12 protein-coding genes are annotated in these 12,069 nt (G+C 63.6%); 5 read left to right on the forward strand and 7 right to left on the reverse strand.

The window, feature by feature from the left end; all coding sequences use genetic code 11:
- Window positions 1-96: 96 nt before the first annotated feature.
- Together mddA and ACRQ5Q_RS03720 are read left to right on the forward strand one after the other, a co-directional pair.
- Window positions 97-885 carry a methanethiol S-methyltransferase gene (mddA, locus tag ACRQ5Q_RS03715; protein ID WP_439372810.1) on the forward strand — a complete coding sequence of 263 codons (789 nt, stop codon included), beginning with the start codon at window positions 97-99 and terminating at the stop codon, window positions 883-885.
- Window positions 886-972: 87 nt separating this feature from the next.
- A complete protein-coding gene (locus ACRQ5Q_RS03720) occupies window positions 973-1,395 on the forward strand; it encodes a GFA family protein (protein ID WP_439396093.1) in 423 nt (140 codons plus the stop codon).
- Window positions 1,396-1,572: 177 nt separating this feature from the next.
- Here the strand turns inward: ACRQ5Q_RS03720 and ACRQ5Q_RS03725 are convergent, their stop codons facing one another.
- Entirely contained in the window at window positions 1,573-3,132 is a 1,560-nt protein-coding gene (locus ACRQ5Q_RS03725; protein ID WP_439396094.1) for a winged helix-turn-helix domain-containing tetratricopeptide repeat protein, read from the reverse strand.
- Between the two features lie 599 nt (window positions 3,133-3,731).
- Here ACRQ5Q_RS03725 and ACRQ5Q_RS03730 point away from each other — a divergent pair.
- From ACRQ5Q_RS03730 to ACRQ5Q_RS03740, 3 genes are all read left to right on the forward strand, one after another.
- A complete protein-coding gene (locus ACRQ5Q_RS03730; protein WP_439396096.1) occupies window positions 3,732-5,093 on the forward strand; it encodes a class-II fumarase/aspartase family protein in 1,362 nt (453 codons plus the stop codon).
- Window positions 5,094-5,205: 112 nt separating this feature from the next.
- Window positions 5,206-6,462 (forward strand): aminopeptidase, encoded by a 1,257-nt coding sequence (locus ACRQ5Q_RS03735; protein ID WP_439372814.1) that lies wholly within the window; start codon window positions 5,206-5,208, stop codon window positions 6,460-6,462.
- A 467-nt stretch (window positions 6,463-6,929) separates the two neighbouring features.
- A complete protein-coding gene (locus tag ACRQ5Q_RS03740) occupies window positions 6,930-7,385 on the forward strand; it encodes a cupin domain-containing protein (RefSeq protein WP_439396098.1) in 456 nt (151 codons plus the stop codon).
- 97 nt (window positions 7,386-7,482) lie between these two features.
- On the opposite strand, the gene ACRQ5Q_RS03745 is transcribed toward ACRQ5Q_RS03740, so the two are convergent.
- The 6 genes from ACRQ5Q_RS03745 to ACRQ5Q_RS03770 form a co-directional block, all read right to left on the reverse strand.
- The gene (locus ACRQ5Q_RS03745; protein WP_439372815.1) at window positions 7,483-8,535 is read right to left on the reverse strand and encodes an amidohydrolase family protein; all 1,053 of its coding nucleotides are present in this window, start codon (window positions 8,533-8,535) and stop codon (window positions 7,483-7,485) included.
- 280 nt (window positions 8,536-8,815) lie between these two features.
- Window positions 8,816-9,349: a hypothetical protein gene (locus ACRQ5Q_RS03750; RefSeq protein WP_439372816.1), complete on the reverse strand. Its 534-nt coding sequence runs from the start codon at window positions 9,347-9,349 to the stop codon at window positions 8,816-8,818.
- A 75-nt stretch (window positions 9,350-9,424) separates the two neighbouring features.
- Window positions 9,425-10,369, reverse strand: a complete 945-nt coding sequence (locus tag ACRQ5Q_RS03755; protein WP_439396100.1) for an EamA family transporter — start codon at window positions 10,367-10,369, stop codon at window positions 9,425-9,427.
- 71 nt (window positions 10,370-10,440) lie between these two features.
- Complete coding sequence (locus tag ACRQ5Q_RS03760) at window positions 10,441-11,253, reverse strand: MBL fold metallo-hydrolase (protein WP_439372818.1); 813 nt, start codon at window positions 11,251-11,253, stop codon at window positions 10,441-10,443.
- A 71-nt stretch (window positions 11,254-11,324) separates the two neighbouring features.
- Window positions 11,325-11,720: a type II toxin-antitoxin system VapC family toxin gene (locus ACRQ5Q_RS03765; RefSeq protein WP_439396102.1), complete on the reverse strand. Its 396-nt coding sequence runs from the start codon at window positions 11,718-11,720 to the stop codon at window positions 11,325-11,327.
- Window positions 11,717-11,971 (reverse strand): AbrB/MazE/SpoVT family DNA-binding domain-containing protein, encoded by a 255-nt coding sequence (locus tag ACRQ5Q_RS03770; protein ID WP_439396103.1) that lies wholly within the window; start codon window positions 11,969-11,971, stop codon window positions 11,717-11,719. The genes ACRQ5Q_RS03765 and ACRQ5Q_RS03770 overlap by 4 nt, the downstream gene beginning before the upstream one ends.
- Between the last annotated feature and the right edge of the window lie 98 nt (window positions 11,972-12,069).

Consider the following 12,069-nt stretch of genomic DNA (forward strand, 5'->3'; position numbering starts at 1 on the left):
GGCGAAAATCAACCCCCCGCGAAAGCCGGAGGACGTCCGATCCGGCATGGTGCGAAGACCAAACAGTGCCGATGCCTCGGCACAACGGAGCGTTCTATGACCCAACTTGATCACCAGGTTCATTTCATCGGCCCGGAGGTTGCGGGCTCGCGCGTTTTCAGGTTCATCGCCTTTCTGTACGGAATTGCGGCATATCTCGTCTTTTTCGTCACCGTGCTCTACGCCATCGGTTTCGTCATGGGGGTGATGGTACCGAAGACAATCGACACCGGAGCCGAATCGCCCGTCGTTCGCGCGGTCATCATCAATCTGCTGCTGATGTCGCTATTTGCGGTTCAACATAGCGTGATGGCGCGTCAACAGTTCAAGGCGTGGTGGACGCAGTTCGTCCCCCAGCCGGTCGAGCGCTCGACCTATGTGTTGTTCGCGAGCCTGTCATTGCTGCTCCTGTTCTGGCAGTGGCGCCCGCTGCCCACGATCATATGGCAGGTCGAGAACCCGGATCTTGCCGTGACGGTGGTCACGTTGTCCTTCGCGGGCTGGGTGCTGGTGTTCACCTCGACCTTCATCATCAACCATTTCGAGTTGTTCGGCCTGTCTCAGGTGACCGATCATCTCGTCGGCAGGGAAGCCGCGCCGCCGCGCTTCAAGACGCCGCTGCTCTACAAGTTCGTCCGTCATCCGATCTATCTCGGTTTCATCATCGCGTTCTGGGCGGCGCCGGTCATGACTGTGGGCCATCTGCTGTTCGCGGCCGTGACCACGCTCTACATCTTCGTCGGCATCGCGCTGGAGGAGCGCGACCTCGTCGATCTCTTCGGCGACGAGTACCGGCAGTACAAACAACGGGTGTCGATGCTTATTCCCTGGCGCAGATCGGTATAGTCTCTGCCTCGCGCCACGCGTCCACCGAAAGGAGGACGCGTGGCGCCCCGACACGCGATATCGATCCCTCATCATGGAGACGACCAAATGAAACATGTCGGAAACTGCTTCTGCGGCGCGGTCACGGTCGAGGTCACGGGCGCGCCGGAGGCGATGGGCTATTGCCATTGCCGCTCCTGCCGGTCCTGGTCCGGCGGACCGGTGAACGCCTTCAGCCTGTGGAAGCCCGAAGCCGTGCGCATCACCGAGGGCGACCAGCATGTCGAGACCTTCGCCAAGACGCCGCTCAGCCAGCGCAAATTTTGCCGGAAGTGCGGCGGCCATCTGATGACCAATCACCCGCCGCTCGGCCTCGTCGACGTCTTCACCGCCACCATTCCCACGCTCGCATTCGCGCCCGGCGTCCACGTCAATTACGCCGAGACCGTGCTGCCGATGCGCGACGGCCTGCCCAAGCTGAAGGATTTCCCGGCCGAGTTCGGCGGCAGTGGCGAGATGATGCAGGAGTAGAGACGCGCTTTCTTCCTTCTCCCCTTGCGGGAGAAGGTGGCGCGAAGCACCGGATGAGGGGTTCCCTCCACTCATCGGACTATTCGTGAGGAGGGAGACCCCTCACCCGGCTTCGATGCTTCGCATCGAATCCACCCTCTCCCGCAAGGGGAGAGGGTGCACTGCCGCTGTGGCTCGCTACTTCATCCCCGCGCGCCGCAATCCTTCCAGGTAATGCGCGCGGTCCTCTTCCCGCAGCATCGGCAGCTCGCGCGTGATCCAGGCCAGCGATATGCCGGGCTGGGTGCGGCGCAGGCCTTCCAGTGCGGACGCCGCGAGCCCGGGATCTCCTGACATGCCGGCGGCGGCGGTCAGCACGCGATGGGCCCCGACGAAATCGGCGCGCTGCCGCATCGATTCCCGCGCCATCTGCATGGACTGCTCGTAGTTACGGCCGATGAACTGGGCATAGGCGGCGACGCCGCAATAGATCCCCGCGAGCGGATCGCGCGGGCTCAGCCGCAGCGCGCGGCGCGCGGCGGCATCGCCGTCCTGCCATCGCCCCGCGTAGCACAGCGTCACGCCGTAGAAGGCGTGCGCCATCGCGCAGTTCGGATTGAGCCGCAAGGCCAGCTCGAACTCGGCCAGCGCGTCGTCGAAGCGGCGGCGGAACAGGTAGGTGTAGGCGAGGCCGAGATGGGCAAAGGCGTCCTCGCGATCGGCCTCCACCGCCGCAAGCGCGGCGCGTTCGGCGACCGGCACGGTCGCAGCCATGTCGGCCCAGCCCATGTGTGCGCCGAAGATGTGGCTGGTTGCCAGCAGGCCAAGCGCCTTGCCGTAGGCCGGGTCGATCGCGATGGCCTTCGCGAGCAGCCCTTGCGCCGTCGCATTGTCCTCGCGGGTGATGCGCCAGTAATGCGACAGGCCGCGCATCAGGAGGCCCCAGGCATCGAGGCTGCCCGGCGGCTTCTGCTGGGCGCGAAAGCTCTCGGCGGCATAGAGCTGCGGCTCGATCGCGGCGACGATCGCCTCGGTGATCTCGTCCTGCACGGCGAAGATGTCGGCAAGCTCGCGGTCGTAGCGTTCGGCCCAGAGATGGCTGCCGGTCGAGACGTCGTTGAGCTGGGCCGAGACGCGCAGGCGGTCGCCGCTCCGTCGCACGCTGCCTTCGACCACGTAGCGCACGCCGAGCTCGCGCGCGACCTCGTGGATGTGCACGGCGCGGCCCTTGTAGACGAAGGAGGAGTTGCGCGCGATGACGAAGAACCAGCGCAGCTTCGACAAGGCGGTGATGATGTCCTCGCTGATGCCGTCGGAGAAATAATCCTGCTCGCGGTCGCCGCTCATGTTGGTGAAGGGCAGCACGGCGATGGCGGGCCGGTCGGGCAGCGCGAGCACGGCCTGCGGCGACGGGGTGAGGCGACCGAGCTCCGGCGGAACCTTGCCAAGCTGTGTCTGCACGTCACCGACGAAGCGAAATCCCTTGCGCGCGATGGTACGGATCAGCGCCTGGTTCGCTCCATTGTCGCCGATCGCCTTGCGGGCCGCGTTGATCCGGCTGGTCAGGGTGGATTCGGAGACGCTGCGCCCGTGCCAGATCTTGTCGATCAGCTCATCCTTGCTGACCACCCGGTCGCGATTTTCCATGAGATGGACGACGAGATCGAAGACCTGCGGTTCCACGGCAACGGGAACCTCCTCGCGGCTCAGCTCGCGCAGGTCGGTGTCGAGGAGATGATCGCGGAATAGAAACTGCACGTCGAGACTCAGATCCCACAGCGATATCGGCAACAAAAAAATCAAAATCCTTGAAGTCTGTGAGTCCGCCGAACGGTCTTTCCGGTTCACCACGATCGCGTGATGGCAGCCATGCGATTTTCGAAGAGGGATGCAACTCGAATGAGAATCTGGCTGCTTTGGTGATTGTCGCGGGCGCTCTCATTGATGGACGGCCTGTCGTAGTCAGGGATGAGGAAGTGACATCCGGGACCGGTCGTTGCGCAACTCCCGGATGTCACTTCCGCCTTCGCTCGTTGCGCTACGGGGGACAAGGCGTTCATCCGGGCTACAAGACTCCAGGATCAGAAGTACGCTGAATGGAGGTTTGGCCAGGAGCATGGCTCGCGAAGTCGTCATTGCGAGCGCAGCGAAGCAATCCAGAATTCTTCCACGGAGGCAGTCGGAATTGCTTCGTCGCAACAGCTCCTCGCAATGACGGTGCTGGGACAGCGCGGCATCGTGCCGGCTAACGCCCGAGCGACGCCGAGAACATGTGACGAACTGCGAATGTCCATTGCCGAACATCGCGACCTGCGTAAGCTACCCCCACACAGAACAACAGCCACGAAGAAACGGCCATGCCCGCCTTTCACGCCTCGACCACCGTGCTCGATTCCATGCTGTTCCGCGACGCCTTCGGCACGCCGGAGATGCGCGAGGTGTTTTCCGATGTCGCGCTGGTCGGCCGTTATGCCGAGGTCGAGGTGGCACTCGCAAAGGCCGAGGCCGCGTGCGGCGTGATCCCGCGGGACGCTGCCGATCAGATCGCGGCGAGGACCGACGTCGCCGCCCTCGACTTCGATCTGCTCAGGCAGGAGACCGACATCGTCGGCTATCCGATCCTTCCTTTGGTGCATCAGATGGTGAGGCAATGCGGTGAGGCCGGCCGCTACGTGCATTGGGGCGCGACTACGCAGGACATCATGGACACCGCCGTGGTGCTGCAACTGCGTGCGGCGCTCGGGATCGTCGAGCGCGAGATCGCCGAACTGCGCAAGATCCTGGCAGACCTCTCGAAGCGCTATCGCGACACGCCGATGGCGGGTCGCACCCATCTGCAGCAGGCGCTGCCGGTGACCTTCGGCTACAAGACCGCGATCTGGCTCGCGATGTTCGACCGCCATGCCGAGCGTCTGGCGCAGTTGAAGCCGCGCGTCCTGGTCGGACAGTTCGCCGGCGCGGCCGGCACGCTGGCCTCGCTCGGCGACAAGGGTTTTGCGGTGCAGGAGGCGCTCTGCGCCGAGCTGAAGCTCGGCGTTCCCGCTTCGACCTGGCACGTCGCGCGCGACGGCTTCGCCGAGGCGGTCAATTTCCTGGCGCTCGTCACCGGCTCGCTCGGCAAGATCGCGCTCGACATCATGATCATGGCCTCGACCGAGTTCGCCGAGGTCTACGAGCCCTTCGTCAAGGGCCGCGGCGCCTCCTCGACCATGCCGCAGAAGCGCAACCCGATCTCCTCTGAGCTGATGCTTGCGGCGTCCAAGGCGGTGCGCCAGCACGCCGGCCTGATGCTGGACGCCATGGTGCAGGATTTCGAGCGCGCCACCGGTCCCTGGCACGCCGAATGGATCGCGATCCCGGAAAGCTTCGTGCTGACCGCCGGCGCGCTGCACCAGGCCAGGTTCGCGCTCGCAGGCCTCATCGTGGATGAAAGGAAGATGAACGACAATCTCGCCGTCAGCCGCGGCCTGATCGTGGCCGAAGCGGTCATGATGGGGCTTGCGCCGCAGATCGGGCGGCAGGAGGCGCATGAGGTGGTCTATGATGCCTGCCGCGAGGCCAACCACAGGGGGATCAGCCTTGCCGATGCGCTGTCCGCAGATTCCCGGATATCGAGCCGCATCGACCGTGCCACAATCGAGGCGCTCACCTCACCGAAAAATTACCTCGGGCTTGCGCCCGCCATGGTCGACCGGGTGCTGCGATCCTCAACGCGTTGAAAACCAAGATGCGTGAAACACGTATCTTTCCCGTCTCGCAAGGCGCTCGCATACTTGTGTCTCGCGATGCTAGACTTAGATTGAACGAGAGACTTTCGGCAGAGGACCCGGCATGACCGATCAACGCATCACCGCCACTCCCATCGATCCCGCAAAACTCGACCGGCTGGCCGAGGTGGCGGTGAAGGTGGGCCTGGGCTTGCGGCCGGGACAGGATCTGCTCCTGACGGCGCCGGCGATCGCGCTGCCGCTGGTGCGGCGGATCGCTGTGCATGCCTACAAGGCCGGCGCCGGCATCGTCACGCCGATCTTGTCGGACGAGGAGATGACGCTGGCGCGTTACCGCCATGGCCACGACAACAGTTTCGATCGCGCCGCCGGCTGGCTCTACGAGGGCATGGCCAAGGCATTCTCCGACAACACCGCGCGGCTTGCCATCGTCGGCGACAATCCGATGCTGCTGTCGGGCGAGGATCCTTCCAAGGTCGCACGCGCCAGCAAGGCCAACTCGATGGCCTATCAGCCGGCGCTGGAAAAGATCGTCAATTTCGACACCAACTGGAACATCATCGCCTATCCGAGCCCGTCCTGGGCCAGGCAGGTCTTCCCCGGTGATCCCGAGGACGTCGCCGTCGGCAAGCTCGCCGACGCGATCTTCGCTGCGTCCCGCGTCGACCGCGAGGACGCGATCGGCAATTGGGCGAGCCACAACGCCGTGCTGCGCGAGCGCACCAACTGGCTCAACGGCCAACGCTTTCGCGCCTTGCAGTACTCCGGGCCAGGGACCGACCTCACCATCGGGCTTGCCGACGGCCATGAATGGGAAGGCGGCGCGTCGCTGTCCAAGAACGGCATCAGCTGCAACGCCAACATCCCGACCGAAGAGGTCTTCACCACGCCGCATTGCCGCCGCGTCTACGGCCACGTCGTGAGCTCGAAGCCACTGTCCTACCAGGGCACGCTGATCGACAACATCGCGGTGCGTTTCGAGGACGGCAAGATCGTCGACGCCAAGGCCTCGCGCGGTGCGGAGGTGCTCAACAAGGTGCTCGACACCGACGAGGGCGCGCGCCGGCTCGGCGAGGTTGCGCTGGTACCGCATTCCTCGCCGATCTCGCAGAGTGGATTGTTGTTCTACAACACGCTGTTCGACGAGAACGCCGCCTCGCACATCGCGCTCGGCCAGTGCTACTCCAAGTGCTTCGTCAATGGCGCCCAGCTCACGCCGCAGCAGATCGCCGCGCAAGGCGGCAACCAGAGCCTGATCCATATCGATTGGATGATCGGCTCGGCCGAGACCGACATCGACGGCATTCTCGCCGACGGCAGCAAGGTCCCGGTGTTCCGCAAGGGCGAGTGGGCGAAGTAAGGCGATTCACCTCCCCCCGTCGGGCAGCATATGGAAGCAGCTACCCTGCGGCCCTCCTTCGAGACGCCCGCTTTGGGCGGGCTCCTCAGGATGAGGCCGGAGTGTGTGACAGTCGCTTCAGCGGCCACCGATGTCGATTAGCCCTCATCCTTGAGGAGACCGGGGAGCGGTCGTCTCGAAGGACCAGGCGCGCGCACAGGCCGTCCTCACGCCGCCGCGTTGCACAGCATCGGGTGGTTGTCGATGCCGAGGGTCGCGCACTTTGTCGCACCTCGGGAAAGTTGGGTTCATGTGCGCGGAATCACAGCGAAATCGTGACGTTAACCGTCTCGTTCCTGCAACTTGCAGCTGATTTTCGGACCCCGCGTAAGAAAGAATTAAAAACCGGCTACTAGCGTTCCCAACATCTTTTCGAAACGATCCGGGCCGGGGCCCGGCCATACATATTGATATCCCTGGGGAAGCGGATGACGCGCGCATTGATTGAAATCGGTAGTAGCAATGTGGAGCTCGAGCTGCGGCCGATCGAGCCGTCCTGGATCATCGAAGGCAATCCGGTGTCACGCTCGCGCGTGCTGTCGACCAGCGCCGACGGCACCGCCCAGACGATCATCTGGTCCTGCACCGAAGGGCGCTTCAACTGGTACTACGACATCGACGAGACGATCATGATCATGGAAGGATCGATCGTGCTCGAAAGCGACGGCATGCCGCCGAAGCGCTACGGTCCTGGCGACGTCATCTTCTTCCGCGACGGCGCGCATGCGAAATGGCATGTCGAAGGCCACGTCAGGAAGATCGCCTTCTGCCGCAAGTCCAATCCGGTGATGATCGGCTTCCTGATCCGCGTCGTCAACAAGCTCAAGAAGATGTTCGCCTTCGGCGACGAGCGCCGTCCGGCGTCGTTGATGGGCGCCGGCTAGTCAGCTTTCGAATTTCAAGGACGCTTCCCAGCGGCCACGACGAAGAGGGGTCGGGATCAACATCCCGGCCCCTCTTCTCGTCAGGGTGCAGATCCTGTCACGACGGCAATTCGAGCCGGTAAAAGTCGGTCGCGGTCTGCGAGAACAGTGCCGTCTTCTCGGCGTCGCTCAAAGGCGCGGCGATGCGCTTGAAGGCATTGAAGATCACCTGGTAGCTGCACTGGCCCTTGTCCGGCGGAAAATTGCTCTCGAACATCGCGCGCTTCACGCCGAACGCCTCGATGCAGGTCTCGACATAGGGCCGCCATGCCGCGGCAAGCTCTTCGGATGTCGGTGGCTTCTCGCGCAGATGGAAGTCGTAGCCGAGCAGGCACATCGCAAGGCCTCCCAGCTTCACCACCACGTTTTCGCATTTTGCGATCTCCCGGATCGAGGCGCGCCATTGCGGGAACACCTCCTCGCGCCGTCCGGCAAAGCGGCCGACGCCCGCCGGCCCGCCGCAATGGTCGAGCACGATCCTGGTGTCGGGGAAGGCGCGTGCCAGCTCGGTCAGCTCGCCGATCTGCGGATGAAACAGCCAGGCATCGAAGCTGAGGTTCAGGGGAGCCAGGCAGGCAAAGCCCGTGCGAAAGGCCGGGTCCTGCAACAGCCCTCTCGGCCGGTTGGCATACATGCCGGCGACGACGGGGTCTTCGTCCCAGGCGGAGGAATGCCGGATGCCGCGGAAGCGGCCGTTGCCGGCGGCGATCTCGGCCTCCAGCACCGGTTTTGCGGCGTCCCCCAGCAGCAGATTGGCATGGCTGACGATGCCGGCACAGATCGCGGCCTTGCCGTAACCACCGCTCGCACTCATCGCCGCGACGCCATTGGCGAACTCGACCTCGCCGACGGGCCGGAACGCCTCAGGCCCATGCGCCCGATACATCGAGCGGCAGTCGACATAGACGGTGGCGATGACGTTGTGGCCGGAGGCGATGTCGGCTGCCATCTCCTCGATCAGATAGCGATGTCCGCGATTCCAGAGATGGTGGTGAGGATCGACGATCGGCCGCAAGGGGTCGATGATCTCTTCCTGATGCAGCGCGAGCCAGTCCTCGCGCGGCTCGACGAATAGCCCGCTCGTGTTGGCGGGCATACCGCTTGCAGCCATCGGCGTTCACTCCCTTTGTATCTTGTGGCGGAAGCCTAGCAGTTCGTCCTTGCCTGCAGCAGCGCGCTTTGCTCAGAGCACCATGGCAGCAGCGGAGGAGGTGCGCGGAGTGCGCGGCGGCAATTTCAACGGGGACAATGCTGCTTGGCCTCATCCGGAGGAGACCGCGAAGCGGTCGTCTCGAAGAGCGAGGCGCTTGCTCCGGCCGTGACCAGGAAGCCATCTGCGATAGCTCTGCCCGCAAGCGGGAGAGGTTGCAGCGAGTTCGCAGCCCGACGATTCAACCAAATCCATTTGCCTTGCGCCGTTTCGCCCTCACGTCGACCACAAGCCGCCAATCGGTTGCGGTCGCTGGCTTGACCTCGCCGAGCCAGTGGAAGGAATCGTCAGTGATCTCCGTAAAGCTCCAGCGCGTCTGGTCGCCCGCGTCGGTCGTGCCTTCCTGCACGATGTCACCGCCGCGCGGACGGCCGATCTGCTGGCGGAATACGCTGCGACCCGGATCGAACCAGGAAATCCGCCACGCGGATATGGCGGGATCATAGACCCGCAGCGTCGTGCCGTACCAATTTCCGGCGATCGGAAAGGCGGGTGTGCCCGCAGGCCGGGGAATGATCCAAACATCCTGAACGGCGCGGCCCTCCAACACCCAGCCGAAATGGATTTCGCCCGGCGCGGTATGTTTCGTCGCGTCGGGTCCGTGGGCGGTGATCTCGGCCTCCCAGTCGCCGACGAAGCGGCCGTAAAGCTGGAGCGCATCGGCGTGCTCCGGGTTCGGTCCATCGGCGTGTAACAGTCGCGCAAAGTCCGTCATGGCAATCTCCTGTCATGCCGAGATCAGCACGGCCGGATCGCGGAGGACTTGGAGAAAATTGCCGTCGGCCATTCGTCAGGTCTTGCGCGGGGATAGACGCGCCATGCTCCTGTCGGTCCTCTCGTTAGTCCGGCTCCTCCCCGCACGTTCCGCCCACCAAATGACGATGACGGAGACAATGACGAAGCTGGCACCGAGCAGCATCATGCGTGAGAACGGCTCGCCGAGCACGACAGTTCCGAGCAGCACCGCGATCACCGGGTTGACGAACGTGTAGGTCGATACCAGCGAGGTCGAGACGTTCTCCAACAGCCAGTTGTAGGCGGCGAATCCGGTCACGCTGCCAGCGATGATCAGCCATAGCACCGCTGCGAGCGAAGTCGGCGAGACGTTGCCCGGCCTGAAGTCTTCGACCTCGCCCGTCAGCCAGCTGATCGCGAACAAGACGATGCCGCCGATCGACAGCTGCATGCCCGACAGCAGGATCGCGGACGTCTCGCTCGACATGCGTCGCGACAGGACGGTCCCGACCGACCATGAGAAGGCCGCAAGCAGCAGCCAGACGACGGGAAGAATGCTGATGCCGGCCTGCTCGACATTCTGCCATGCCACGAGGCCGACGCCGAAGAAACCTGGCACCAACGCGAGCAGGGCGAGGGGCCTGGGCCGCTGATCGCCGGGGAACAAGGTATCGATCAGCAGGATCCAGAACGGGATCGTGGCGAGCACGATGGCTGCCACGCCCGATGGCACCGATTGCTGCGCGTGGGCAAGCACGCCATGGCAGCCGACGAAGAAGAGCAGCCCGCACAAACACGCCGCCGCCCATGTCTGCGCCGACACGTTCGCGACCTGCCGGCCGGTCATCGCCAGCAGCACGATGCCGCCACAGAAGGAGCGCAGCGCCATCAACAGAAAGGGCGGAATCGATTTCAGGCCCAGCGTGATGGCAAAGTAGGTGGAACCCCACAGCAAATAGATGGCGGCGAATGCGCCGATGACCAGGAACCTTCTGCTCATGGATTGCTCCGACCGAAGACGACCTCGAAGCAACCAAGTCGGAGGAGGTTGATGCGTTCCGGCGTCGCGCCTCAGACGCCGTCGAGGATGATGACCGTCGGCTTGGTCGGCAGCGTATCGCGCGAGATCCGGAACGAGCGATCGATGCGCTGATCGATTTCGAACTGCTGGCCGATCCGGCGCATGAAGTCGTCGAGCGGAGTGGCGAAGCGGTGCATCGGCAGCACCACGGAGGAGCGCAGGCGTCTGGTGATTTCGGAGACGCCGTCGAGCGACATGGTGTAGGTGCCGTCGATCGGCACCATCACGATGTCGAGCCGGCCGATCTGGGCGAAATGGCTGTCGTCGAGCTTGTGGTGGAGGTGGCCGAGATGGCCGATGCAGAGGCCGGCGACCTCGAAAATGAAGATCGAGTTGCCGTCGCGGATCATGTCTGTGCCGGCATCGTCGCCGAAATAGCGGCGGATATCGGTGGTGACGTTGCGGATGAAGGCGTCACCGATGCGCTGGGAGACAATGGCCGGCTTGCCGTCCTCGCCCCAGCCATGCAGCACATGGGGGATGCGCTTGTCCGGAAACAAGGAGTAGTGCGTGCTGTGCGCCCGGTTCATGGTGACGACGTCGGGCAACCGCCCTACCTGATAGGCGCCGCTATAGTCGGTTGCGATGCGCAAGCCGCCGGGTGTGTCGATGAAATAGGTGGAATGGCCGGCATAGGTGATCTCGACTTCGGGCACGGCCGCCGCCTGCCGGAAGGCGACCGGCGTGACCCGCGGCGCGGCGTTGGCCATCGCCAGGCATTCGCTGCGCTGGGGCTGCTCGGCGAGAGCAGGCGAGAGGAGCAAGCCGAAGAAGGCAAAGATCGTTCGGACCAGTCGAGGCATAACGCGATCATCCGTTGCGCATTCGGCGATCCGAAGAGTGTATTGTCTAATTTGGGCGACGTCATGCGCCGCTACGGCAGCCGCGCCAATCCGCCGCTTGCCTCGACCAGCTTCACGGCCTTCTCATCGAATGAAACGAAGGTCTCGGCTCCAAGCCAGTTACCCTCGTGGGCCATGACACCATCGGCGAAATCACCCCCGGCATCGAGGAACGCCAATCCGGCCTCGGCCGCGGGCCGGTCAACAACCGTATTGGAGGCGTCGATCAAGCGGCGGATCGAAGCCGCTATATTGGCCCCCGAAGTCTTGTAGCCTCGAGAGAGAACCCAGGTCAGCTCGCACAAGGCGGGCATCGAAATGGCTATGAGATCTGCCTTCTTGAGAAGCGCTTCGGCCACCTTGCTCTGTTCAGCATGATCTCCGACCAGAACCCTCACCAGCACATTGGTATCGGGTGTTATCTTCATCGCTTACCGGCCCAGCCGTCAGCGATGACTTCGTTCATTTCGTCAATCGACAGCGATCGATCGTTCGTTTTTCCTTTCAGGAAACCGAAGGCATCCGAAATCTTTCCGGTGGGGCGAGCGGCCTTTACCTCGACTCGTCCGCCAGGAAGTTTCTCTATTGAGATCTTGTCGCCCGGGTGTACGCCAAGATGTTCCAGGAGATCCTTCCGAAGCGTAACCTGCCCCTTTGCCGTGACAGTGAGCGTAACCATTGGAGCCTCGATCCTTGCTACCCACCTACTACCTACTACCCACATAAGTAAGGCAATTTAGCCTTACCTTCAAGGCGGGTGGCGGCGAGGAACCCCAC

The organism is Bradyrhizobium sp. PMVTL-01, from assembly GCF_051861855.1.
Lineage (GTDB): Bacteria > Pseudomonadota > Alphaproteobacteria > Rhizobiales > Xanthobacteraceae > Bradyrhizobium.

Excerpts from the sequence above, each read along its gene's own strand:
- ACRQ5Q_RS03735 (WP_439372814.1), top strand. The coding sequence starts at position 5,206 with ATGACCGATCAACGCATCACCGCCACTCCCATCGATCCCGCAAAACTC.
- mddA (WP_439372810.1), top strand. The coding sequence starts at position 97 with ATGACCCAACTTGATCACCAGGTTCATTTCATCGGCCCGGAGGTTGCG.
- ACRQ5Q_RS03750 (WP_439372816.1), bottom strand. The coding sequence starts at position 9,349 with ATGACGGACTTTGCGCGACTGTTACACGCCGATGGACCGAACCCGGAG.
- ACRQ5Q_RS03760 (WP_439372818.1), bottom strand. The coding sequence starts at position 11,253 with ATGCCTCGACTGGTCCGAACGATCTTTGCCTTCTTCGGCTTGCTCCTC.
- ACRQ5Q_RS03745 (WP_439372815.1), bottom strand. The coding sequence starts at position 8,535 with ATGGCTGCAAGCGGTATGCCCGCCAACACGAGCGGGCTATTCGTCGAG.
- ACRQ5Q_RS03765 (WP_439396102.1), bottom strand. The coding sequence starts at position 11,720 with ATGAAGATAACACCCGATACCAATGTGCTGGTGAGGGTTCTGGTCGGA.
- ACRQ5Q_RS03720 (WP_439396093.1), top strand. The coding sequence starts at position 973 with ATGAAACATGTCGGAAACTGCTTCTGCGGCGCGGTCACGGTCGAGGTC.
- ACRQ5Q_RS03740 (WP_439396098.1), top strand. The coding sequence starts at position 6,930 with ATGACGCGCGCATTGATTGAAATCGGTAGTAGCAATGTGGAGCTCGAG.
- ACRQ5Q_RS03730 (WP_439396096.1), top strand. The coding sequence starts at position 3,732 with ATGCCCGCCTTTCACGCCTCGACCACCGTGCTCGATTCCATGCTGTTC.
- ACRQ5Q_RS03755 (WP_439396100.1), bottom strand. The coding sequence starts at position 10,369 with ATGAGCAGAAGGTTCCTGGTCATCGGCGCATTCGCCGCCATCTATTTG.
- ACRQ5Q_RS03770 (WP_439396103.1), bottom strand. The coding sequence starts at position 11,971 with ATGGTTACGCTCACTGTCACGGCAAAGGGGCAGGTTACGCTTCGGAAG.